This window comes from Desulfovibrio sp. JY (genome assembly GCA_021730285.1).
Classification (GTDB): Bacteria; Desulfobacterota; Desulfovibrionia; order Desulfovibrionales; family Desulfovibrionaceae; genus Solidesulfovibrio.
In genome coordinates this window covers 4,064,514-4,086,891 of the sequence record CP082962.1, presented here as the reverse complement: position 1 = coordinate 4,086,891, position 22,378 = coordinate 4,064,514, and the positions used below count along the sequence as shown (strand labels likewise).

19 protein-coding genes and 1 tRNA gene are annotated in these 22,378 nt (G+C 65.3%); 11 read left to right on the top strand and 9 right to left on the bottom strand.

The annotated features are described in order from the left end of the window. Window positions 1-99: 99 nt before the first annotated feature. Window positions 100-1,545, top strand: coding sequence for an inorganic phosphate transporter (locus K9F62_18320; protein UJX40624.1), 1,446 nt, complete (start codon window positions 100-102; stop codon window positions 1,543-1,545). A gap of 172 nt (window positions 1,546-1,717) precedes the next feature. Here the strand turns inward: K9F62_18320 and K9F62_18315 are convergent, their stop codons facing one another. Beyond that, a complete protein-coding gene (locus K9F62_18315; GenBank protein UJX40623.1) occupies window positions 1,718-5,137 on the bottom strand; it encodes a PAS domain-containing protein in 3,420 nt (1,139 codons plus the stop codon). 303 nt (window positions 5,138-5,440) lie between these two features. On the opposite strand from K9F62_18315, the gene K9F62_18310 reads away from it, so the two are divergent. Beyond that, entirely contained in the window at window positions 5,441-6,931 is a 1,491-nt protein-coding gene (locus tag K9F62_18310) for a hybrid sensor histidine kinase/response regulator (protein UJX40622.1), read from the top strand. Here the strand turns inward: K9F62_18310 and rfbD are convergent. Next, window positions 6,904-7,785: a dTDP-4-dehydrorhamnose reductase gene (gene rfbD, locus K9F62_18305; GenBank protein UJX40621.1), complete on the bottom strand. Its 882-nt coding sequence runs from the start codon at window positions 7,783-7,785 to the stop codon at window positions 6,904-6,906. The two genes, K9F62_18310 and rfbD, sit on opposite strands and share 28 nt — an antisense overlap. Continuing rightward, on the bottom strand, window positions 7,782-8,804 hold the full coding sequence (gene rfbB, locus K9F62_18300) for a dTDP-glucose 4,6-dehydratase (protein UJX40620.1): 1,023 nt from the start codon (window positions 8,802-8,804) through the stop codon (window positions 7,782-7,784). The genes rfbD and rfbB overlap by 4 nt, the downstream gene beginning before the upstream one ends. A gap of 122 nt (window positions 8,805-8,926) precedes the next feature. Here rfbB and K9F62_18295 point away from each other — a divergent pair. Then, a tRNA-Val gene (locus tag K9F62_18295) sits at window positions 8,927-9,002 on the top strand. 62 nt (window positions 9,003-9,064) lie between these two features. Here K9F62_18295 and K9F62_18290 read toward each other — a convergent pair. After that, the gene (locus tag K9F62_18290; GenBank protein UJX40619.1) at window positions 9,065-9,391 is read right to left on the bottom strand and encodes a hypothetical protein; all 327 of its coding nucleotides are present in this window, start codon (window positions 9,389-9,391) and stop codon (window positions 9,065-9,067) included. Window positions 9,392-9,520: 129 nt separating this feature from the next. Between K9F62_18290 and K9F62_18285 the strand changes: the two genes are divergently transcribed. The 3 genes from K9F62_18285 to hemW all read left to right on the top strand — a co-directional run bounded on the left by K9F62_18285 (window position 9,521) and on the right by hemW (window position 11,607). Next, window positions 9,521-9,925 (top strand): hotdog fold thioesterase, encoded by a 405-nt coding sequence (locus K9F62_18285; GenBank protein ID UJX40618.1) that lies wholly within the window; start codon window positions 9,521-9,523, stop codon window positions 9,923-9,925. After that, on the top strand, window positions 9,922-10,392 hold the full coding sequence (locus K9F62_18280; GenBank protein UJX40617.1) for a tRNA (cytidine(34)-2'-O)-methyltransferase: 471 nt from the start codon (window positions 9,922-9,924) through the stop codon (window positions 10,390-10,392). Before K9F62_18285 ends, K9F62_18280 begins: the two co-directional genes overlap by 4 nt. Before the next feature lie 87 nt (window positions 10,393-10,479). Next, window positions 10,480-11,607 carry a radical SAM family heme chaperone HemW gene (gene hemW, locus K9F62_18275; GenBank protein UJX40616.1) on the top strand — a complete coding sequence of 376 codons (1,128 nt, stop codon included), beginning with the start codon at window positions 10,480-10,482 and terminating at the stop codon, window positions 11,605-11,607. Here the strand turns inward: hemW and K9F62_18270 are convergent. The 4 genes from K9F62_18270 to K9F62_18255 all read right to left on the bottom strand — a co-directional run bounded on the left by K9F62_18270 (window position 11,601) and on the right by K9F62_18255 (window position 15,965). Beyond that, the gene (locus tag K9F62_18270) at window positions 11,601-12,956 is read right to left on the bottom strand and encodes a peptidoglycan DD-metalloendopeptidase family protein (protein ID UJX40615.1); all 1,356 of its coding nucleotides are present in this window, start codon (window positions 12,954-12,956) and stop codon (window positions 11,601-11,603) included. The genes hemW and K9F62_18270 overlap by 7 nt on opposite strands. Window positions 12,957-13,049: 93 nt before the next feature. After that, a complete protein-coding gene (locus tag K9F62_18265; GenBank protein ID UJX40614.1) occupies window positions 13,050-13,907 on the bottom strand; it encodes a glycine betaine ABC transporter substrate-binding protein in 858 nt (285 codons plus the stop codon). Between the two features lie 29 nt (window positions 13,908-13,936). Beyond that, window positions 13,937-14,773 (bottom strand): proline/glycine betaine ABC transporter permease, encoded by an 837-nt coding sequence (locus K9F62_18260; GenBank protein UJX40613.1) that lies wholly within the window; start codon window positions 14,771-14,773, stop codon window positions 13,937-13,939. Continuing rightward, on the bottom strand, window positions 14,763-15,965 hold the full coding sequence (locus tag K9F62_18255) for a glycine betaine/L-proline ABC transporter ATP-binding protein (protein ID UJX40612.1): 1,203 nt from the start codon (window positions 15,963-15,965) through the stop codon (window positions 14,763-14,765). Before K9F62_18255 ends, K9F62_18260 begins: the two co-directional genes overlap by 11 nt. Before the next feature lie 371 nt (window positions 15,966-16,336). Here K9F62_18255 and K9F62_18250 point away from each other — a divergent pair, with 371 nt between their 5' ends. The 5 genes from K9F62_18250 to nadB all read left to right on the top strand — a co-directional run bounded on the left by K9F62_18250 (window position 16,337) and on the right by nadB (window position 21,871). Further along, a complete protein-coding gene (locus tag K9F62_18250) occupies window positions 16,337-16,852 on the top strand; it encodes a hypothetical protein (GenBank protein ID UJX40611.1) in 516 nt (171 codons plus the stop codon). A 35-nt stretch (window positions 16,853-16,887) separates the two neighbouring features. Then, window positions 16,888-18,114 (top strand): replication-associated recombination protein A, encoded by a 1,227-nt coding sequence (locus K9F62_18245; protein ID UJX40610.1) that lies wholly within the window; start codon window positions 16,888-16,890, stop codon window positions 18,112-18,114. A gap of 233 nt (window positions 18,115-18,347) precedes the next feature. After that, the gene (gene nadC, locus K9F62_18240; protein UJX40609.1) at window positions 18,348-19,223 is read left to right on the top strand and encodes a carboxylating nicotinate-nucleotide diphosphorylase; all 876 of its coding nucleotides are present in this window, start codon (window positions 18,348-18,350) and stop codon (window positions 19,221-19,223) included. Between the two features lie 9 nt (window positions 19,224-19,232). After that, complete coding sequence (gene nadA, locus K9F62_18235) at window positions 19,233-20,264, top strand: quinolinate synthase NadA (protein UJX40608.1); 1,032 nt, start codon at window positions 19,233-19,235, stop codon at window positions 20,262-20,264. A 26-nt stretch (window positions 20,265-20,290) separates the two neighbouring features. Further along, window positions 20,291-21,871 carry an L-aspartate oxidase gene (gene nadB / locus K9F62_18230; GenBank protein ID UJX40607.1) on the top strand — a complete coding sequence of 527 codons (1,581 nt, stop codon included), beginning with the start codon at window positions 20,291-20,293 and terminating at the stop codon, window positions 21,869-21,871. Window positions 21,872-22,017: 146 nt separating this feature from the next. Here nadB and K9F62_18225 read toward each other — a convergent pair whose 3' ends face one another. Continuing rightward, entirely contained in the window at window positions 22,018-22,326 is a 309-nt protein-coding gene (locus tag K9F62_18225) for a hypothetical protein (protein ID UJX43279.1), read from the bottom strand. Window positions 22,327-22,378: the final 52 nt, after the last annotated feature.

The window sequence follows — 22,378 nt, the reverse complement described above, 5'->3', positions numbered from 1 at the left end:
ACGGAACTTCCCAGGTCCCCGTCACCCCAGGTCACAATCCCCCTCGGCCGGCTTCGCCCGGTCGGCATTCCCCGACTGGAAACGCGCGCGGAGTACGGCATGCACATCCTCTTCGGCCTCGATGGCCACACCATATTTCTCCTGGTGGCATCTCTCGGAATCGCTCTCTCCTTCGAGTTCGTCAACGGCTTTCACGACACGGCCAATGCCGTGGCCACGGTCATCTACACCAAATCCCTGCGCGCCCGCACGGCCGTCGTGCTCTCGGGAGTTTGCAACTTCGTCGGCGTGCACATGGGCGGCATCGCCGTCGCCTATTCCATTGTCCACCTGCTTCCCGTGGACCTGCTCGTCTCGGTCAACACCAACCTTGGCCTGGCCATGGTCTTTTCCCTGCTGGTCTCGGCCATTCTGTGGAATTTCGGCACCTGGTACCTGGGGCTGCCGGCTTCGAGCTCGCACACGCTGATCGGAGCCATCCTGGGGGTCGGGCTGGCAAACGCGGTGCGCGAGGGCCTGCCGGCCGGTTCCGGCGTCAACTGGCACAAGGCCGTCGAGGTGGGGCTGTCGCTGCTGATTTCCCCGGTCATAGGCTTTGTCCTGGCCGGAGCCGTGCTGCTTTTGCTGCGGCATTACCTGAAAAACAAGACCCTGCACGCGCCGCCGGAGGGTGACGCGCCGCCGCCGCTCGGCATGCGCGTGGCGCTTATCCTCTCGGGTCTCGGGGTGAGCCTGGCCCACGGCTCCAACGACGGGCAGAAGGGCGTGGGGCTCATCATGCTCATCCTTATCGGCATTCTGCCTGGCGTCTACGCCCTGGACGTCGATACGCCGAGCCGGGACGTCCTGGCCGTGCGCGAGGTGGCGGCCCAGTTTACCGACTACTTCAACGCCCATCGCCTGGAGATCGAAAAAGCCTATACCTCGGGCAAGTACCGGGAGCCGGCCAAGAATTCGCCGACCGCCTCCTGCGGGCCGCGCGGGGCGGTTGCGGCCGCCGAGGCCATTCAGGTGAGCCTGGCCCAGGCCGGCAGCATCGCCGCCCTGCCGCCCGCCGACCGTTGGAACGTCCGGACCGACATCCTGTGCCTTGACGACGCCTCGCGCCTCATGGCGGACGATGCGCCGCCGGCGCAGCGGGAAAAAATCCAGCGGTGGCGCGAGATATTGCGCCGCCCCACGGAATACGCCCCGGATTGGGTGCTGCTCGCGGTGTCCATGGCCCTCGGCGTCGGCACCATGGTCGGCTGGAAGCGCATCGTGGTCACCATCGGCGAAAAGATCGGCAAGACCAAGCTGTCCTACGCCCAGGGGGCGGCGGCCCAGGTGGTGGCCATGGCCACCATCGGCCTGGCCGACGGCATGGGGCTGCCGGTTTCGACCACCCACGTCCTGTCCTCGGGCGTGGCCGGCACCATGGCCGCCGGAAAAAGCGGGTTGCAGATGAGCACCCTGCGCTCCATCGCCATGGCCTGGATCTTTACCCTGCCGGCCGCCATGTTCCTCGGCGCCGGCCTTTTTTTCCTGTTCGCCATGCTGGCGTGATGCGGGAAGAATCGAGGATGAAAAGAGGTGCGAGAGGGGAAACCCTTTAAAAAGGGTTCTCCCCTCTCGCGCTCTCCCCTTCCTAAATTTTTTAATAATATAAATAAGTAACGAGTATTTATTCGTTACCGTCAAAAGTCTTTGGAAGGGGGGCCTGGGGGGAAACCTTTCTTCAGAAAGGTTTCCCCCCAGTCTCTTCCCCCTCCCTCTCCCTCTCCGCCTGGAGGGCCTCGGCGGCTTGGCGCAGCAGGGCTTTGATGGTGGCGAGGGCGTCGGAAGCGGCGTCGTAGTCGGCCTGACGCAGGTGTGTTTCAAGGCGTCCGGCTCCCTGGCGCGAGGCCTCGGCCCCGACCGCGCCGGCGATGTTTTTAAGCGAATGGGCGGCCAGGGTGGCTTCGTCCCAGTTCTCGTTGTCCATGCACAGGTCGATCAAGCGCAACTTGCGTGGATATTGCCGCAGAAAGTCGCCTTGCAGTTCCCGCAGCAGCTCCATGTCCCCGTCCAGGCGTGACAGGGCCTCCTGCGTGTCCAGGGCCAGGGGCGTATCGTCTGGCCGGACTTCGCGGACGCCCGGCGTGTGGTCCCGCCGGGGGATTCCGTCCAGAAGGGCGTCCAGGGCATGAAAATCCAGCGGCTTGGTGAGATAATCGTTCATGCCCGCCTCCAGACAGCGCTTCCTGACGTCGCTTAAGGCGTGGGCGGTCATGGCCACCACCGGCACATTCTGGTTGACGGGACCGGCCAGCCCCGCCCGAAGCCGGCGGGTCGCCTCCAGGCCGTCCATGCCCGGCATCTCGACATCCATGAGCACCACGTCGATCGGGGCGGTTTCCAGTATCGCCAGCGCCTTGCCCCCGTCTTCCGCCACCAGGAAGGCGTACCCCCGCCTGGACAGATAGGTGCGTGCCACCTTCACGTTGACCGGGTTGTCCTCGACCAGAAGGACGCGCAGGCTCCGCGGCTCCGGGTGGGGGGCGGCCGGGTCCGTCGTGGTGTTGGTCGCGGGCTTCTCGGTCGTTGCCGGCGGCGATGCCGGCGGCAGGGGCAGGGTGATGCGAAAGCGGCTTCCGGCTCCCGGCGTGCTTTCGGCAACGATGGAACCGCCCATCAGCCGCACCAGTTCGCGGCAGATGGCCAGCCCGAGGCCCGTGCCGCCGTATTGTCTGTTGATGGAGGTGTCAGCCTGGGCGAACATGTCGAAAATGCCTTCGAGCTTTTCGGGTGCGATGCCGATGCCGGTGTCCGACACGGTGAAGGTGATGGCCGGGCGGCCGTCCGATTCGGTTTGCCGCGTGTCCGGGCCGACGGTCAGGGACACGCTGCCCTGGTTGGTGAATTTGATCCCGTTGCCGACGAGGTTGAGCAGAATCTGGCGCAGGCGCATCGCATCTCCCGTGACATAGCGGGGCGTTTCGGGGGCGATGGCCAGGACCAGGTGCAGTTCCTTGCCTTTCGCCTGGGCGCGCATGGACCGTGTGATCCCGGCCAAGGTGCGGCGCAGGTCGAAGGGCTCGCTTGCAAGCTCCAGCTTGCGGGCCTCGATCTTGGAGATGTCGAGAATGTCGTTGATAAGCGCCAGCAAGCTGGCGGCGGATTCGCGGGCGGTTTCCAAGGCGTCCCGCTGCTGGGGGGACAGCGACGTGCCGAGGGTCAGCTCGGTCATGCCGATGACGGCATTGAGCGGCGTGCGGATGTCGTGGCTCATTTTGGCCAGAAAATCGCTTTTGGCCCGGTTGGCCGTTTCCGCCGCCTCCTTGGCGGCGCGCAGGTCGGCTTCGATAGCCTTGTCCTCGGTGACGTCGCGCACGATGGCGAAATAGCGCCGCTCGTCGTCGCCCCGGGAGGGGTAGCGTTGCAGGCGCAGGGCTGCGGGAAAGATGCTGCCGTCCTTGCGCCGGTATTCTTTTTCGAAAATGCCGGAAAAGCCGTGGGTGTCGACGACGGTGCGCAGCACGGCCTCCTCGGGCGCGTGCCAAATCTCCGGCGTGATGTCCGGGTAGGACAGCCGGTTCAGTTCCTCGAGGCTGTAGCCGAGCATTTCCCGAAAGGCCGGGTTGGACTCCACGATGCGGTTGTCCTTGCCGACCACCACGAAGCCGTCGCGCATGGAGGCGAGGAGTGTCCGGTATTTCGCTTCCGAATCGTAAAGCGCCATCTCGGAACGCCGCAGGGTGGTGATGTCCAGCGTCACGCCAACGATACCGGCCGTGACGCCCGAGGCGTTTTCGAAACTGGATTTGGTCACCAGCAGGTCGTGCCAGGCGCCGTCCGCCAGACGCGCGTCCATCTCGAACTGGATGGTCCGCCGCCGCGTGGTCAGGACCTCCCGATCCGTCTCTTCGCATTGCCGCGCGATCTCCGGCGTGTGGATCTCCCGGGAGAGTTTGCCCAAGATGTTGCCCAGGGGGCGCGCCATCATGGTTTCGTAGGCCTTGTTGCAGCCCATATAGCGGCCGTCGAGACCCTTGTAGAACACGGGCGCCGGAATGGCGTCGATGATTTCCTGGGTGAAACGGATGCGTTCGCGCAGGCCGTCGGCCATGGCCTCCAGGGCCCGGCCCAGTTCCGAAAGCTCGCCGTAGCCCGGTCCGATGTCCAGGCGGCTCGAGAGTTCCCCGCGCGCCATGGCCGTGGCCACCCGGACAAGCTGCCGGGTGGGCCGCAGCAGGGTGGTGTTGCTGAAGACAAGGGCGGCCAAAAGGGCCAGCGTCAGGCTTATGGCGAGAAATCCCAGATCCCTGAGCATGGTCCTCTCAAGGGACGCGACGACGGTTTTTACCGGCAGGCCCAGTTGGAGATACAAGGAATCGCGGCCATCGACCATGACCGGTACGAGCGTCTCGAACGAGGCGGAGCCGTCGGGGCCGGCGCCGGTTCGAACCGTCTTTGGCGCGTGGGCATGGTCGGCCATGATCGTGGCGGCATCGGGCAGGGGGTGGCCGATGGGGCGGGAGCCTTCGGGCCAGGCGGCCAGGACCGTGCCCCGGGCGTCGAGCAGACAGGCCGCGGCCTCGGGCGGCATGGCGTTGTCGGAAAAGACCTTTGAGAACCAGCTGAGGCGCAGGCTGAGCGTGCATACGCCGATGATTTTGCCGGTTGGGTCCCGCACCGGGCTGGCCAGGGCCATGTCGGGCAGGCCGGTGCGGGACCCGACGGTGACTCTGCCGATGGCCAGTGCCTCGCCGGTCAGGGCGCGGCGCACCCAGGGACGGCCGCTGTAGTTGATCTCCCGCCCACCGGGGAGGTTGGAGGCGACGATGGTCCCGTCGGGAGACAGCAGGGCGAGTGTTGCGAAATCGGAGAAGTACTCTTTGACCTTGATCAGGAGTTTTTCGGCCGGGAGCGGCTGCATGGAGACGATTTCGGGCAGAGTGGACAGCCCTTGGAGGGCTTCGCCGGCGCTCTTGAGGACGGAATGCAGATTGGCCGCGGCGAGTTGCGCGGTGGTCGTAAGGCCTTCCTTGGCCGCCTGGCGCGCCGTATTGCGCTTCTCCAACGTCGAGGCGACATGGAGCACAATGGCGGGGAGCAGGGCCAGGAAAACAAGCAGGAAAAGACGCGTGCGCAGACTTTGCAGCCGCATCCAGGGCATGGCGATCTCCGGTTGGCGAGTAGGCGCACCGTATAACGGTGAGCCATATCTCACGGATTACGGGACTTCCACGGCAAAAGCAACCTGGCCTTGTGATCTGGGGGGCGTATCCGGTCAGGCGGGGGGGAAGAGCGAAGCGGCCCCGACATGACAAAGGGCTCGGGATGGCGGGGGATCGATTCGCGTCTGCGCGGCGCGTGGGCCATGTGGGGATTCTGTTTTCGATTTCATGCCCGTCGCCATTGATCTGTCAAATGTCCTTTGCTAGTCTGCGCGAATTCTACCGGGGAGACACCGCATTCCATGTCCGACCCGCGTATTTTGCTCGCCTCAGACAACGCCGCCCTGGCTGCCAATCTTGTTGGCCATTGTAGTGCTGCCTCCGGGCTGCGGGCCATCCGCACCGACAATTCCGATGCCGCCACTGCCGCCCTGGCCGAAGCGGGCGCGCAGGGTATCGTGCTGTGCGTGGTGGATATGGCCCTGCCCCAGGCCGAAGTGGAGCGCCTGGCCGCGGCCTCGGTGCGCCACAGCATCCCCTGGCTGGCCGTAGGCGACCGGTATACGCCGGACTTGCGCAAGCGGGCCGAAACCCTCGACGCCATCGATTACGTTGTGGCCGACGCCGAGGACAGCCAGGCTGTGGCAAGGTTTGCCGAGCGCCTGTTGCGCAACCGGCTGGTGCGCATCCTGGTGGTGGAGGACTCGGCCTTCATGCGGGCCCACCTGCGCCGGCAACTGCGGCGCTACCAGTTCCGGGTGCACATGGCCGCCACCCCCGGCATGGGCATGCGCATCCTGGAGCAGCGGCCCGACGTCATGGCCGTGATCATCGATTACGACATGCCGGATCAAAACGGCGTGGAGCTGACCCGCACCATCAGACGGCACTTCCGCCACCGGGAAATCTGCCTCATCGGCGTCTCGGGCAAGGCCCCCCGTTCCATCTCGGCCGAATTTCTCAAAAACGGCGGCGACGACTACCTGCACAAGCCCTTCGAACGCGAGGAACTCTACAGCCGGGTGCTGCACGGCGTGGTGGCCGTGGAGCGCATACTGGAGATCAAGCGGCTGGAGCGGCTGCGCCGGATGTTTTTGTCCATGTTGGCCCACGACCTCAAAAGTCCGGCCGGCGGCATCGTTGGCGCGGCCAACCTCATCCTGGACGGCATCTGCGGCCAGGTCGGCGGCGAGGTGCGGGAGATGGCCGCCGTCATCAGCCAGGCCGGGCGTCGGCTGTGCACGCTCGCTTCCAACATGCAGGACCTGACCCGCCTGGAAACCGGGCGTCTGGAGCCCGTGCTGGCCCCCACCTGCCTGGATTCCCTGATCGTGGAGCGGGTCAGGCTGGCCGAAGCCACCGCCTCCGGCAAGGGCATCCGGCTGGAGATCGCGACCCGGCCGCTGCCCCCCATGGAGATCGACGCCGATCTGGTGGCCCGGCTGCTCGACAACGTGCTGTCCAACGCGGTCAAGTTTTCGCCGATGCGCTCCGTCGTGCGCGTGGAGATGGACGCGGCGGCCCAGGAGGCGGTGGTGCGGGTGCGCGACCAGGGGCCGGGCATCCTGCCCGAGGAACGCGCCCGGCTCTTCAAGCCCTTCGAACGCCTTTCGGCCAAGCCCACCGCCGGCGAGAAGAGCCTTGGCCTGGGGCTGGCCATTGCCGAGGGCATCGTCGCCGCCCATGGCGGCCGCATCTGGGTGGAAAGCCTGCCGGGGCAGGGCGCGAGCTTCTGCTTCGCCCTGCCCCTTGGCAATGTGGCCGATCAGTCTTCCGTGTGCATCTGCGAATAGACGTATTCCCGCACCGTCTGTACCCACGGCCGGGGCGCGCGGCCGATGGCCTCGGCCAACTTGGCGGTGCTGAGCACCGAATAGCGCGGCCGGTACGCCTTTTGCGGATATTCCGACGACGGGATGGACACCACCCGGCACGACAGGCCGGCGGCGGCCACGGCTTCGGCCGCCAGTTCGCACCAGCTGCCATGCCCGGTGCCCACGGCATGGAAAATCCCCACCGGCCCCTTTAACGCCAGATCCGCCGACCAGCCGGCCAGATCCAGGGTGTAGGTGGGCGAACCCACCTGATCCCCCACGACCCGCAACTCCTCGCGCTCCCTGGCCAGGCCCAGGATGGTGGCCACGAAGTTCTTCTTGCCCGGGCCGAACAGCCAGGCCGTGCGCAAAATCTGGTACTCCAGAAGCCCGGAATCCAGGATGGCCTTTTCGCCCGCCAGTTTGCTCGCGCCGTAGACCGAGCGGGGGCCGGTCGCGTCCTCCTCGGTATACGGCGCGTCCGCGTCGCCGCTGAAGACGAAATCCGTGCTGTAGTGCACGAGCATGGCTTTGGCCGCGCCGCAGGCGCGGGCCAGCCGGGCGGGCAGGTCCCGGTTGAGCCGGTAGGCGCCGGACACGTCGTCCTCGGCCGCGTCCACGGCCGTGTAGGCCACGGTGTTAAAGAGGTGCGTGGCCCCGAAATCGGCCAGCGCCTTGTCCACGGCCGCCGCGTCGAACGGATCCAGCGCGCTGCGGGTGGTGGGCAGCACGGCGAACCCCGCGTCCGCCAGGGCCTGCGTGAGCGGCCGGCCGAGCAGGCCCGTCTTGCCGCCCAGGATAATGGCCCGCCCGGTCTCTTTTTTTTCGGTCATGCCCGTCCTCCGTACCATTTGTCCATGAACTGGCGGTAGGCGCCGCTTTCCACGCTTTTGAGCCACTCCCCGTTCTGGCGGTACCAGTCCATGGTGGCCGCGATGCCGCGCTTGAAATCGTACTCGGGCGCAAAGCCCAGCTCCCGCGCCGCCTTGGTGAAGTCCATGGCGTAGCGGCGGTCGTGGCCGGGCCGGTCGGTGACGAACCGGATGAGGCTTTCGGGCTTGCCCAGGGTGGCAAGGATGGTCCGCACTACCTCGAGGTTGGGCTTTTCCGCGTCGCCGCCGAAATTGTAGACCTCGCCGGCCCGGCCCTTGACCAGGGCCAACTCCACGCCCCGGCAATGGTCCGTGACGTAGATCCAGTCGCGCACGTTTTTCCCGTCGCCGTAGACCGGCAGCGGTTCGTCGGCCATGGCCCGGGAGAACATGAGGGGAATGAGCTTCTCCGGGAACTGGAACGGGCCGTAGTTGTTGGAGCAGCGGGTGATGACCGTGTCCATGCCGTAGGTCTCGTGGGCCGCCCGCACCAGCATGTCCGCCCCGGCCTTGCTGGCCGAGTAGGGGCTGTTGGGGGCAAGCGGCGTTTCCTCGGAGAATTTTCCGTCCGGGCCCAGCGTGCCGTAGACTTCGTCGGTGGAGACGTGGACGAAGCGCTCGATGCCGAAGAGCCGGGCCGCGTCGAGCAGGCTCTGGGTGCCGGCCACGTTGGTGCGGATGAAAGGCGAGGCGTCGTTTATGGAGCGGTCCACGTGGGTCTCGGCCGCGAAATTGACCACGGCCTCGATCCGGTGTTCCTCGAACAGGTGCAGCGCCAGCTCGCTGTTGGCGATGTCGCCCCGGGCGAAGAAATAACGGGAACCGCCATGGGCCGCTTCCACGTCGGACAGGCTTTGGCGGTTGCCGGCATAGGTCAGGGCGTCGAGATTGACGATGGTCAGGTCGTCATGGCGGTCCAGCATGTCGCGGATGAAGTTGGAGCCGATAAAGCCGCATCCGCCGGTCACGAGCAGTCGCATCGATGTTTTATCCTTTTATGATGAGGTGTTGTCGTTACCTGGGCACGTCGCCCGAGGACTTTTTTACCCGATTCTCAAAAAAAGTCTTGCCAATTCAGGTCGGTCAGCATACTTTCTTCGACGGGCGATTAACTCAGCGGTTAGAGTGCCATCTTCACACGGTGGAAGTCCGGGGTTCAAATCCCCGATCGCCCACCACCGACAGGAAATGAAACGCCTCGCAACGCGAGGCGTTTTTATTTGGGAAAACGGAATGGTTTTCACTGGACGCCACGAGCCTTGTACTCCTGGATCTTGCGGTAATCGTCCGTGATCTTGGCCCGGTAGTCTTCGATCGCATGGACATAATACTGCTTGAGGATGCGGATTTCCTCACGACGCTTGGCCGAGGCCGGGTCATTGCCCGCCAGGGTCCGCAACTCGTTGCCATAAGCAGTCAGGATATTTTCGTTTTCGGCAATGGCCTTGCGGGCCGTTTCGATGGAACGCATGAGATCGGCCGGACTCGGCGGGGCGGCCGGACAAACGCCGACCGCGCCTGTCAGCATGGCAAAAGCAAGCACGAAGGCACACACGGTCCTCGGCATCCTGACCCCCCCCGTCGGCAACGGCGACGTCCCCGTATACCCGCAATCCCCCGGCTTGACAAACAACCACGCCTGGCGTTCCATCCCGAAATTTCACGACACTCTCCCAAATGACAAAGGAAGTTCTTCATGGATATGCAGTGGTTTGTCGAACGTGACGCCCTGGCCGCCCACCTCGGTATCCGACTCCTTGACGCCGAACCCGGCTATGCGAAAGCGGCCATGGACCTGACCGACAACCTCAAAAACGGCGCGGGCATCGCCCACGGCGGCGCCATCTTCTCCCTGGCCGACCTGGCCCTGGCCGTCGCCTCCAACAGCTACGGCAAGCTGTGTCTGGCCGTCTCCGCCACCATCTCCTACATCAAACCCGGCACCGGCAAGACCCTCTACGCCGAAGCCCGCGAAATTTCCTGCGGCAACAAAATGGCCACCTACGCCGTCACCATCAGCAACGACGCCGACGAGGCCATCGCCGCCTTCCAGGGTACCGTCTACCGCAAGAATACGCCCTACACCAAGGAGACGGCGTGATCGAAGTCGTTCTCTACGAGCCGGAAATCCCCCAGAATACCGGCAGCGTGGCCAGACTTTGCGCCGCGACCAAAACGCCCCTGCACCTCATCAAACCGCTGGGATTCTCTCTCGAGGACCGCTACCTCAAGCGCGCCGGCCTCGACTACTGGCCCCACGTCAACCTTACCGTGTGGGACCGCTTCGACGACTACCTGGCCGCCAGGCCTAACAATCGCCTCGTCGCCACCACCGCCGGCAACCGGGGGCACATGGCGGCTCCCTACCACACCCTGACCTACACCGCGGACGATTCCCTCGTCTTCGGCACCGAAAGCCGGGGATTGCCCGAATCGCTTCTCGACGCCGCCCCCGTGCGCCTGCGTATCCCCATCTGGGGCCAGGTGCGCAGCCTCAACCTCGCCAATGCCGCCTCGATCGTGCTCTACGAGGCGCTTCGTTGTGTTGGCGAGCTGGATGGCAAATAGAGCGTAGGCGAGGGAGAAGGAGAGCGGGGCTCCGCTGCACCCCCACAGTTGCGGGGCGCGCGCAAGGGCCGTATCGTCCGGCCCGCCATGTTGCTCTACATCCACGTACCGTTTTGCCGGGGCAAGTGCCGGTATTGTTCGTTCGTGTCGCGGCCGTTCGACATGGGGCAGGCCGAGGCCTACGTGGCCGCGTTGCTTCTGGAGATCCGGCATTGGGGGCGCAAGCTTTCACGGCCGAAGCTGGAGACGATCTATTTCGGGGGCGGCACGCCGAGCCTGCTGCCGCCGTGGGCGCTTGCGCGGGTCATGCCGGAGTTGCGGCGGCAGTTCGATCTGGACGATGTGGTCGAGTGGACGTTCGAGGCCAATCCGGATTCGGCCGTGGACGGGCCGTATTTAAAGTCGCTCTTGAAGTATGGCGTCAACCGGCTGAGCCTCGGCGTGCAGAGCCTGTCCGACACGGATTTGCGGTTTCTCGGCCGACCCCATGACGCGGGGCAGGCGCTCGCCGCCTATGGGCTGGCCCGGCGGGTGGGGTTTAAAAACATCAGCCTGGATTTCATCTGGGGCCTGCCGGGCCAGCGTGAGGCCGTGTGGCTGGAGCAGCTCAAGGCGGCGGTCAAGCTGCGGCCGGAGCACCTGTCCTGTTACGGGCTGACGGTGGAGGCGGGCACGCCCCTGGCCGAGGACGTGGCGGCGGGAGGCGTGGAGTTGCCGGGCGAGAACGAGCAGGGGCGGATGTATGTGCGCGGGGCCGAGTTCCTGGAGGAAGCGGGCTACCTGCAATACGAGATTTCGAATTTCGCCCGCATGGGGTTTATGAGCCGTCACAACAGCGGCTATTGGGAAGGCAAGGACTATCTTGGGCTCGGCCCGGCGGCGGTTTCCACGCTTGAGGGCGTGCGCCATGAGAACCCGTCCGATCTGCGGGAGTGGGGTGCGCTTGTGCGGGCCGGCAAGTGCGGCCAGGGCGGCGTGGCCTTGACCGCTGTGGAAAAGGCCCGGGAGATGGTGATGCTGTCGCTACGCACGGCCAAGGGCTTGCGCCTGGCCGCCTATCGTCAGGCCACGGGCCGGGATTTCATCAAGGACAACGAAGGCCTCGTCACGGCGCTGCGGCAAAACGAACTCATCCGCATCAGCGCCGGCCATCTGCGGCTGACCAAAAACGGCTTTTTGGTCAGCAACGTCATTTTGGAGCGTCTCACCTACTGAAGGCCCTTTGTGTCGGGAGTGTCGCGCGCGGCCAGGTCCTTGGCCGGCACGGCCCGGTCCATGAGGGCTTCCAGCCGGACGGCCTGCCGCTTGAACCGGGCCAGTTTGGCGGCCGGCAGCGGATCGGCCCGCATCTGGGGGTTGGCCAGGGCGTTGACCGGCTTGCCGTCCTTATAGATGCGGAAGTCCAGGTGGGGGCCGGTGGCGAAGCCGGTCTGGCCGACGTAGCCGATGATCTGCCCCTGGGAGACTTTGGACCCTTTGTGGATTCCCTTGGCGAAGCGGCTGAAGTGGTTGTAGCGCGTGACCCAGGTGCGGCTGTGGCGCACGGTGACGTAGTTGCCGGCAGCCCGGTTGCGGCCGCGTTCGACCACCACCCCGGCCCCCACGCTCCAGACCGGCGTGCCGGTGGGGGCGGCGTAGTCCACCCCGTAGTGCGGTTTGCGGATCTTTAAGATGGGGTGCAGGCGCGAGCCGGAAAACCGCGAGGTGATGCGCAGAAACGACAGCGGGGCGCGCAGAAAGGCCTTGCGCAGCGGCCGGCCGTCGGCGTCGAAATACTCGGGCTTGCCTTTCCGGTCGAGCAGGGCGAACCCTTCGTAGGTTTTTCCCTCATTGACGTAGCGGGCAGCCAGCACCCGGCCGATGCCGATGCGTTTCCCTTCGGCGTAGCGTTTTTCCACCACCGCATAGAAGGTGTCGCCGGGCTGCACGTCGCGGCAGAAGTCGATGTCGCTGGCAAACACGTCCGCCAGGGCCACGGCGGTCTGGGCGTCGCCGCCGGCGTCCTCCACGGCCTTGAAAAGACTGGAGTCCACCGTGCCGGCCATGACGCCGGTGCGGATTTCGCACTGCTTGGTTTCGACGTGGGCTTGCAAGTCGCCTTTTTCGCTGTCGATAACCAGGGTCTCGGTGGGGCTGATGTCGTATTCGAAGGCCACGAGCTCCTTGTCGCGCAGGGTGAGCCGGTAGGGCTGGCCGGACTGGATGCTGGCGAAGGAGAAATCGTCGGGGTTGTCGAGGCCGGCCAGGGCGGCCGCATCGACATAGTCTCCGAGAATGCCGCCGAGGGTCTGGCCGGGTTTGACCGAGCCCTCGAGCACGTCTTCGGGGGGATCTTCCTCGGTGCGCGCGAAAAGGTTGCCTCTGGGGTCGCAGTACTGCCCGGCCCAGGGCGGGCAGGCGTCGACGAGGGGGACGGACGCCCTGGGATCGGCGTTACGCAGAAAGGCCAGGGCGGCGGCCCCGGCTCCCATGGCAAGGATCAGGAGAAGGACCAGGCGGGCACGGCTGTTTTGGGGTTTGAAAAACGTCCGGGAACTGCCTTGGCGCATGAAAAAATGCCGCATGCGTCTCTCGCGGGATGGTTGGGTGTTTTGCGGAAAAACCGGCCGCGCCGTCGTCCGTGGTCGGGCGGCGGCGCGGCCGGCTGCGTGTGACGCTTACAGCCAGGAGTCCACGAGCTTTTGGTGCTCGGCGATGAACTTCTTGGCGTTTGCGTAGGGTTTGCCGTTTTCCTTGTTGGCGGCCATGAGCGCCTGCAAGTCGGACATGGGCAGCTTGTACCTGGACAGGAAGGCGTAGACCTCGGGCTTGTCTTCCTTGAGCCCCTTGCGGACGATGGCGTTGATGGTCTCGTCGCCGCCGAAGACGCCCTTGGGGTCCTTCAGATACTTGAGATGGAAGCGCCCGAACATCCAGTGCGGGGTCCAGCCGGTGATGACGACCCATTCCTTGTGCTTCACGGCGTCGGCCAGGGCGGCGGTCATGGTGGCGTCGGAGCCTTCCACCAGCTTGTAGCCGGTCAGGCCGTAGTCCTTGATGGCCGCTTCGGCCTTGCTCATGATGCCCGCGCCCGGATCGATGCCGATGATCTTGCCGCTGAATTTGGCCTTGGCGCCTTCAAGATCGGCGATGGAGTCGATGGTCACGTAATCCGGAACCACGAGTCCGATTTTCGCGCCGGGAATGATGACGCCGAGGTTGACGACCTTGTCCTTGACCTTTTTGAGGTAATTGCCGTGGGTGACGGGCAGCCAGGCGGTGACCATGCCGTCCACGTCGCCCGAGGCCACGGCCTGCCACATGGCGGCGGCCGAGACGGGCAGGATCTCGACTTTCTTGTGCAACTTTTCCTCGAGCACGGCTTTGACCAGATTGGTGGAAGCCGTGGCGCAGGCCCATTCCACATAGGCGATCTTCACGGTGTTCTTCGAAGCGGCCGGCGCGGGCGTCCCCCACAGCACGGCGGTCAGGGAAACGATGGTGGCGGCAATGACGTACCAGGCGGTCTTTTTCACAGGGCCTCCTTGGTTGTTGGTTCCGGGTTTCAGACGTTTTTCGAACCGAGTTTCTGCGTCACCCGGTCGAGGATGACAGCGACGATGACCACGGCCAGACCGGCCTCGAAGCCGAGTCCCGGCTCCAGACGCTGGATGGCCTTCCAGACCTCGCCGCCAAGGCCGCGGGCGCCGATCATGGCCGCGATGACCACCATGGACAGCGACAGCATGATGGTCTGGTTGATGCCGGCCATGAGGGTGGGCAGGGCCAGCGGCAGTTCGACCTTGCGCAGGCGTTGCATGCGCGTGGCCCCGAAGGCGTCGGCGGCCTCGGTCAGGGATTCCGGCACCTGCCGGATGCCCAGGCAGGTGAGCCTTATGGACGGCGGCATGGCGAAGATGACCGTGGAAAAGATGGCCGACACCGGCCCCAGGCCGAAAAAGGGGATGGCCGGAATGAGGTAGACGAAGGCCGGCATGGTCTGCATGAAGTCGAGCAGCGGCATGATGATGCGGCCCCACCCTGGTCGCATGGCGGCCAGGATGCCAAGCGGCACGCCGATGGACGTGGCGATGACCGTGGAGAAAAGGACCAGAATGATGGTGGAGATCGTGGGCTCCCACAGCCCCAGGTCCCAGACCAGCGTCAGACCGAAGAGCGCCAGCAGGCCGATGCGCCGGGAGCCCAGCCGCCAGGCCAGAATGGCGATGGCGATGATGAGCATCCAGGGCGGCACGGCCATGAGCGCCGCGCCCATGGCGTCGATGGCGGTCTCCAGGACCAGGGAAATGGATTTGGTCAGCGGAGCCAGATGGTCGGAGAGAAAATCGATGCTGATTTCGATGCCCTGGCCAAGGGGAATGCGCGGCAGTTCATATGCCATTTTCGCCCCTCCCTTTGTCGGCCAGTCCGGCCAGAAGCGACCCTTGGACGATGATGCCGAGCAGTTTATTGGCCTCGTCGACCACGGCCACGGGGTCGCGGTCCGCGGCCAGAAGCGGCATGACCTCCTGGACCGAAGCATCGGGAGAGACGCGCTTGTCCACCTGGCGCACGACGCCGTCCAGGCTGCGCTCGCCGCGTCTGACGGCGTCGGAGGCGTCCATGGCCGTGACCATGCCTTCCAGGCGCTTGTCACGGCCGATGACGAAAAGGCTGGAAATGCCGGCCTCGGCCATCTTGTGCAGGGCGAGCCGGGGGCCGTCGTGGCGGGCCAGGGCGGTCACGGCCGGGGGCAGCATGACCGAGCGGGCGGAGAGCACCTTGGAAAAGTCCACGTCTTCCACGAAACGTTCGACGTAGCGGCTGGCCGGGTTGGTCAGGATGTCCTCGGCCGTGCCGGTCTGGACGACGGCCCCGTCTTTCATGAGCACGATGTGGTCGCCGAGCTTGACAGCCTCGTCGAGGTCGTGGGTAATAAAGAGAATGGTCTTTTTGACGGTGTCCTGGAGGGACAGCAGTTCGTCTTGCATGTCGCGGCGGATAAGCGGGTCCAGGGCGGAGAAGGCCTCGTCCATGAGCAGGATGTCCGGGTCCAGCGCCAGGGCCCGGGCCAGGCCCACGCGCTGCTGCATGCCGCCGGAAAGTTCGGCGGGCTTGCGGTCTTCCCAACCGGAAAGTCCCACCTGCTTCAGCGCGTCCATGGCCCGGCCCTGTCTTTCGATTGGCGGCATGCCCTTGATCTCCAGGCCGAATTCCACATTGGCGGCCACGGTGCGATGGGGGAGGAGGGCGAAATTCTGAAAGACCATGCCGAACTTGGTGCGCCGAAATTCCGTGAGTTCGCTTTCCGAAAGGGCGCCCACGTCCTGGCCGTCGATGACGACCTTGCCGCTGGTGGGCTCGATGAGGCGGTTGATCAAGCGTACGAGGGTGGATTTGCCGCTGCCGGAAAGGCCCATGATGACCATGATCTCGCCTTCGTCCACGGTGAAGGAGACGTCGGCCACGCCCACGGCCTGCCCTGTGGCGGCCATGATGTCTTTTTTGGAGTGGCCCTGGCGTAGCAGGGAGAGGGCTTTTTCCGGTTTGTCACCGAAAATCTTTACTAAATTTTGTATGATTATTTTTTCCATGCGTATCCTGGGTACAAGTGAAAAAAGAGAAAAACATGTGCTGATCGTGATGAGATTATCATCTCAAAAAATCAGGTCAAGGTGATGAATTTTTGTGGAGTATCGACAGTAGAAATGTATCTTTTTTTCGTGAAAGACAGAAAAACCATATTTGCTTTATATAATATGGAAAGAAAACTATGGTAAAAATATCATTACATGATGCAAAATTTTTTTATTGCAGTGTAACATCCGTGTTGCTTTGGCTGGCTGGACTGATGCAATCGGGACAGCCCCTGCGACGACGGCCACATTCACCGTCCTCCCCGTCGGCCGCGCCCGCCGGTCCGGCAAGCCCGAAACCGGCCACCCCGGGACCGCTTTTCCCGGGGATGGGCCGTCTGCTCCTGGCCGGGCTGCTGGTCCTGGCCGCCTGTTCCTCGGCTCCCGAACCGCCTTCGGGGTTCGCCGGGCTGGCCTTTGGCGATCCGCCGCCGCCGACCACCGTGCCCGAGCGGGTGCCGCTACCCTCCGCAGTGGCCGGGGACCTGCGTTTTTACACCCTGCCGACGGGGGACGCGGCATTTTACGGCGTGCGGTTGCCCGCGCCTGCGTTGGCCTTTTACCGGGGCCGGTTCTTCTCGGTTTCCGCCCGGCTGGGCTCGTCCGGGGACGCGGCGACGCTGCGTGAACGCCTGAGCGCGGCTTACGGCGCGCCCTATTGCCGCGACGCGGCCAAGATGGCAATTTGCCTGTGGCGCATGGGCGCGGTGGACGCCGTGCTGGAAGCTCCGGGGCATTCGCCGGCCCGGTTCATGCTGCGCTATCGTCCGACGGCCGATCAGGTGGCCGCCGCGACCGGGCGAGCGAAGGACATGTCCGGCGGGGAGGCCTCCCCGGACAGATAGGCGTCTCTTGGGTCGCCAAAAGATAAAAGGATTCCATGGACCTGCTCGGCAATGAAAAACGGCCCCTGGCCGAACGTATCCGCCCCACGGCCCTCGACGGCTTCGTCGGCCAGACCCACGTGATTTCCAGGCTTGAGACCATGCTGGCCGCGCCGCGCCTGCCGAGCCTGCTTTTTTTCGGTCCGCCGGGTTGCGGCAAGTCCACCCTGGCCCTGATCCTGGCCCGGGCCAAGGGACGCCCGTATGTGCGGGTCAGCGCCCCGGAAGCGGGGCTGGCCGCGCTGCGCGAACTGATCAAGGGCAAGGAAATCCTGATCCTCGACGAGCTGCACCGGTTTTCCAAGGCCCAACAGGATTTTTTTCTGCCGCTGCTCGAAACCGGCGAGATCGTGCTGCTGGCCACCACCACGGAAAACCCGTCGTTTTCCGTGACGCGCCAGCTCCTTTCCCGGCTGCACGTCTTTCGGCTGCGGCCCCTGTCCCAGGCCGAACTGCTGGTCCTGGCCGAGCGGGGGGCCCGGGAGGCCGGCATGGAGCTTGTGCCGGAGAGCCTGGAGGCCGTGGCCATGCTGTCCTCCGGCGACGGGCGCACGCTTTTGAACCTGATTGAATTCACCGCCGCCCTGCCCGAGGAAAAGCGCGCCCCGGAGGAGCTCAAAAAACAGCTGCCCGAGGCGCTGGCCCGGGGCGACCGCGACGGCGATTCCCACTACGAGCTGGCCTCGGCCATGATCAAATCCATTCGGGGCAGCGATCCGGACGCGGCCCTCTATTACCTGGCCTGCCTGCTCGAATCCGGCGAGGACCCGCGCTTTTGCTGCCGGCGGCTCATGATTTCCGCTTCCGAGGACATCGGCCTGGCCGACCCCATGGCCTTGCCCCTGGCCGTTTCCGCCACCGAGGCCGTGGAACGCATCGGCATGCCCGAGGGGTTCATTCCCCTGGCTCAGACCGCCGTCTATCTGGCGCTTGCGCCCAAAAGCAACAGCACCTACGCCGCCTACCTTGCCGTCAAAAAGGAGATCATGCAGGCGGGGCTCAAGCCCGTGCCGCTGCACCTGCGAAACCCCTCCACCAGACTCCAGCGGGAGTGGGGTTTCGGCAAGGGCTACAAGTATCCCCACGCCTACCCCGAGGCCTGGGTGGACCAGGACTATCTGCCCGAGGAACTGGCCGGCCGGCAGTTCTACCAGGCCAAGGACCAGGGCCAGGAGCCGCGCTTGGCCGCCCGGCTGGCGCGGCTACGCAAGCGGCAGGGGTGACGGGCGGGGCCGCCTGGGTAAAGGCGTCCCGCTGCGGACGGTAAAAAGGACAAATGTCGCCAGCCCCTTCCCTTGCCCGGGGGGGGCAAAAAAGCTATTTTTTTCGCAGCGACCGGTCTTACGGCCGGTGGTTTTTCGGGGAAGGTTTCCTTGGCGTGTCGTGGCGTCCGGGGCGTTCCCTCCACCCGGCCGGGGGCAATGGAGTCCTTCGGCCCCTACCAGCGGATGCGCCCATGACAGATTCCCGATTCGAGGCGTTTTTCGCCGGCCCGGCCCGGCAGTTCCTGGTGCGCGCCATCGACCTCGCCCTGGAGGAAGACGGAGAAGACCGCACGTCCATGGCCGTTTTCGCCCCCGACGACCGTCTGCGCGCCACCATTGTGGCCAAGGAGGATACGCTGGTCGCCGGCCTGCCCATCCTGCCCCTGGTCCTCGACCGCATGGGGCAGACGGCCCGCTGCCAGACCGACCTCAAGGTCGCCGACGGGGACAAGGTTCCGGATCGCACCGTGGTCGCGGTCATCGACGGCCCAGCCGTGACCTTGCTCAAGGCCGAGCGGGTCATGCTCAATTTTCTGTGCCACCTCTCGGGCATCGCCAACATGGTGGCCAGGGGCGTGGCCGCCCTGGCCGGCAGCAGGACGCGGCTGCTCGACACCCGCAAGACCCTGCCCGGGCTGCGCTATCCAGAGAAATACGCCGTCGTGGTCGGCGGCGGGGTCAACCATCGCCTGGATCTGGCCGCCATGATCATGCTCAAGGACAACCACGTCGACCGGGCCGGCGGCATCCCGCAGGCCATGGCCGCCGTGCGTCGCGCCTACAAGGACGATCCGGCCGCCATGCCGCCGGTGGAAATCGAGTGCCGCAACCTGGACGAGGTGAAGCAGGCCGTGGTCGAGCGGCCGGCGCGGCTCATGCTCGACAACATGGGCCCGGACGTCATGCGCCAGGCCTTGAAGCTCGTCCCGGCCGGCATCGAAACCGAGGTCAGCGGCGGGGTGGACCTTTCCGCCCTGGCCGCCATCGGCGCGCTCGGCGCGGATTTCGTGTCCGTGGGGCGCATCACCCATTCCGCCCCAAGCGCCGATTTCAGCATGCTGCTGTAAGGAGCCCCCATGAACCCTTCCCTTGCCGAGCGGATTACGGCGATTCGCCGCAGCCGGGGCGAGTCCCTGGCCATCCTGGCCCACCACTACCAGCGCGACGCGGTGGTGGCCCATGCCGACATCCTGGGCGACTCCCTCGAACTTTCCCGCAAGGTGGCCGGACTCACCGCCCGGGACATCGTCTTTTGCGGCGTGTTTTTCATGGCCGAAACCGCGGCCATGCTGGCCAAAGAGGGCCAGCGCGTGCTCATCCCGGCCCCGGACGCCGCCTGCGTCATGTCCGAGATGGCCCCGGCGTCGCTGGTGGCCACGGTGCTCGACCGCCTAAGCGCCGCCGGCCGCGACGTGCTGCCGCTCACCTACGTCAACTCCTCGGCCGCGGTGAAGGCGGTCGTCGGCGCGCGCGGCGGGTCGGTGTGCACCTCGGCCAATGCCGGGAAAATGCTGCGCTGGGCGCTGGACCAGGGCCGGGGCGTGCTTTTCCTGCCGGACAAGATGCTCGGACAAAATACCTGCGACGCCCTGGGCGTGGCTCCCGAACTCCGGCATATTCTCGATATCCGGGGCGGCGGCGCGCACCTGGATTTACAGGCGGCCGGGGAGGCCGAAGTCCTTTTGTGGCCCGGGCAGTGCGTGATCCATTCGCGGTTCAAGGCCCGGGACATCGCCGCCGTGCGCAAGGCGCACCCCGGAGTCAAGGTGGTGGTCCATCCCGAGTGCGCCCCGGAAACCGTGCAGGCCGCCGACGCCGCCGGTTCCACCTCCTTTATCATCAAATACGTGGCCGAGGCTCCCCAGGGCGCGGAGATCGTCATCGGCACGGAGATCAATCTGGTGTCCCGGCTGGCCCGGCGCTACCAGGGCGAAAAGACGATTCGCCCCCTTTGCGTCTCGAGTTGTTCGAACATGGCCAAGGGGACCGAGGAAAACCTGCTCGCCCTGCTTGAAGGGCTGGACGCGGCCGCGCCTGTGACCGTTTCGGATGACGTCCGCGTGCCGGCCACCGCCGCCGTGACGCGAATGCTCGAAGTTTCGGCCTGACGCGCGGGCCGCATGGGAGAGGACGCATGGTCTACCGTATGCACGCCAATGCCCTGGTCGTCGGATCAGGGGTGGCCGGACTCACGGCGGCGCTGACGCTGGCCGACGCCGGCCTGGAAGTGATTCTGCTGACGTCGGGGGACGACCTCGACGACGGCAACAGCGCCCTGGCCCAGGGCGGTATCGTCTTTCGCGGGGAGGAGGATTCGCCCCAGCTTCTGGAACGCGACATGCTGACCTGCGGCTGGCGGCACAACTACCCGCGCGCCGTCAAATACCTGGCCAAACGCGGTCCGCAGGTGGTCCAGGAACTGCTCATCGACCGCTTGCAGCTGCCGTTCGACCGCAAGGGCGAGGGCGGCGGTTACCATCTGGGCAAGGAAGGCGGCCATAGCGTGGCCCGTATCCTCCACATGGCCGACCGCACCGGCCGGGCCATCATGGAAGGGCTCATGGCGGCGGTGAAGGCCAATCCGGCCATCAAGGTCCTGGCCCGGCGCACGGCCGTGGACCTGCTCACCTCCCACCACCACGCCACGCTTCTGGAATTCAAGTACCAGCTGCTCAACCAGTGCCTGGGGGCCTACGTCCTAAACGAGGTCTCGGGGCAGGTGGAAACCATCCTGGCCGACTACACGGTTTTGGCCACCGGCGGTTGCGGCCGGCTTTTCCTGCATACCTCCAACACTCGGTCCTCCATAGGTTCGGCTCTGGCCATGGCCTCGCGCGCCTTCGCCAAGGTCATGAACGTGGAGTACGTCCAGTTCCATCCGACCACGCTTTTCCATCGGGCGGAACGCCGGCTGCTGGTCACCGAGGCCCTTCGCGGCGAAGGGGCGCGGCTCGTCAACGACAAGGGCGAGCCCTTCATGCAGCGCTACGACCCGAGGGCGGACCTGGCCCCGCGCGACATCGTGACCCGGGCCATCCTGGCCGAGATGCTCAAAACCGACCACGATTGCGTCTATCTGGACGTGGCCAGCTACGTCAAAGGCCTGGAGACGCACTTCCCCACCGTGTACAAGGGCTGCCTCCAGCTCGGCATCGACATCACCAAGCAGCCCATTCCCGTCGTACCGGCCGCCCACTACTTCTGCGGCGGCGTGCTAACCGACAATGCCGGCCGCACCACCCTGGAACGGCTCTACGCCGCCGGCGAATGCGGCTGCACCGGCATCCACGGGGCCAACCGGCTGGCCAGCACCTCGCTGCTCGAGTGCCTGCTGTGGGGCTACAGCGTCGGCCACGACATCGGCAAGCGGGCCGGACACAAGACGTCGCTCGGCCGCCGGCTGGTGGACAGCATCCCGGACTGGGTCAGCCCCGGCTCCAACCGCAACGAGGACCCGGCGCTCATTGCCCAGGACTGGGCCACCATCCGCAACACCATGTGGAACTACGTGGGCATCAACCGGTCGAGCTCACGGCTCAAGCGGGCCTTTGAGGACCTGCGCGAACTCAACAAGCACATCCACGACTTCTACCGCGAAACGCCCCTGTCCAAAGCCATCGTGGACCTCTTCCACGGCTGCCAGGCCGCCTACACCATCACCATCGCGGCCATGCAAAATCGCCGTTCCCTGGGCTGCCACTACCGTATCGATTAGAGGGAAGGAGTTCGGAAAAGAAAAGGGCGAGAGGGGAAACCCTTTAAAAAGGGTTCTCCCCTCTCGCGCTCTCCCTTTCCTAAACTTTTCAACGGGGGAGGAACCTTTTTTCAAAAAGGTTCTCCCCCGGGCTTCCTGGCGCGAAGTTACTTACCCGGTCTCGGGCCGCCGCCCTGGCCGCCGCCCTGCTTGGTGCACATGGCATAACCCACGTTGCAGTTGTTGATGCAGTTGGCCACGCCGGCGCAGATCATGACGCAACGCTGGTAGCTCTGCATGCAGCTGTTTTGGCCGCCGCCCTGGCCGCCTCCGCCCATGGGGCGACCGGACTGGCCTTGCATGGGGGGGCCTTGCGCCAGGAGGATGTCACCGGCGGTTGCCGGCGTGGCCATGGCAAAGGCAAACAGGAAAAGGAAAAACACGCCTGCCAGGAGTGTGGTGGTTCGAAGGCCCATGGTGCACCTCTTGTTGGGAGTTTATCGCAGCATGGGGATGAAACCACGGAGC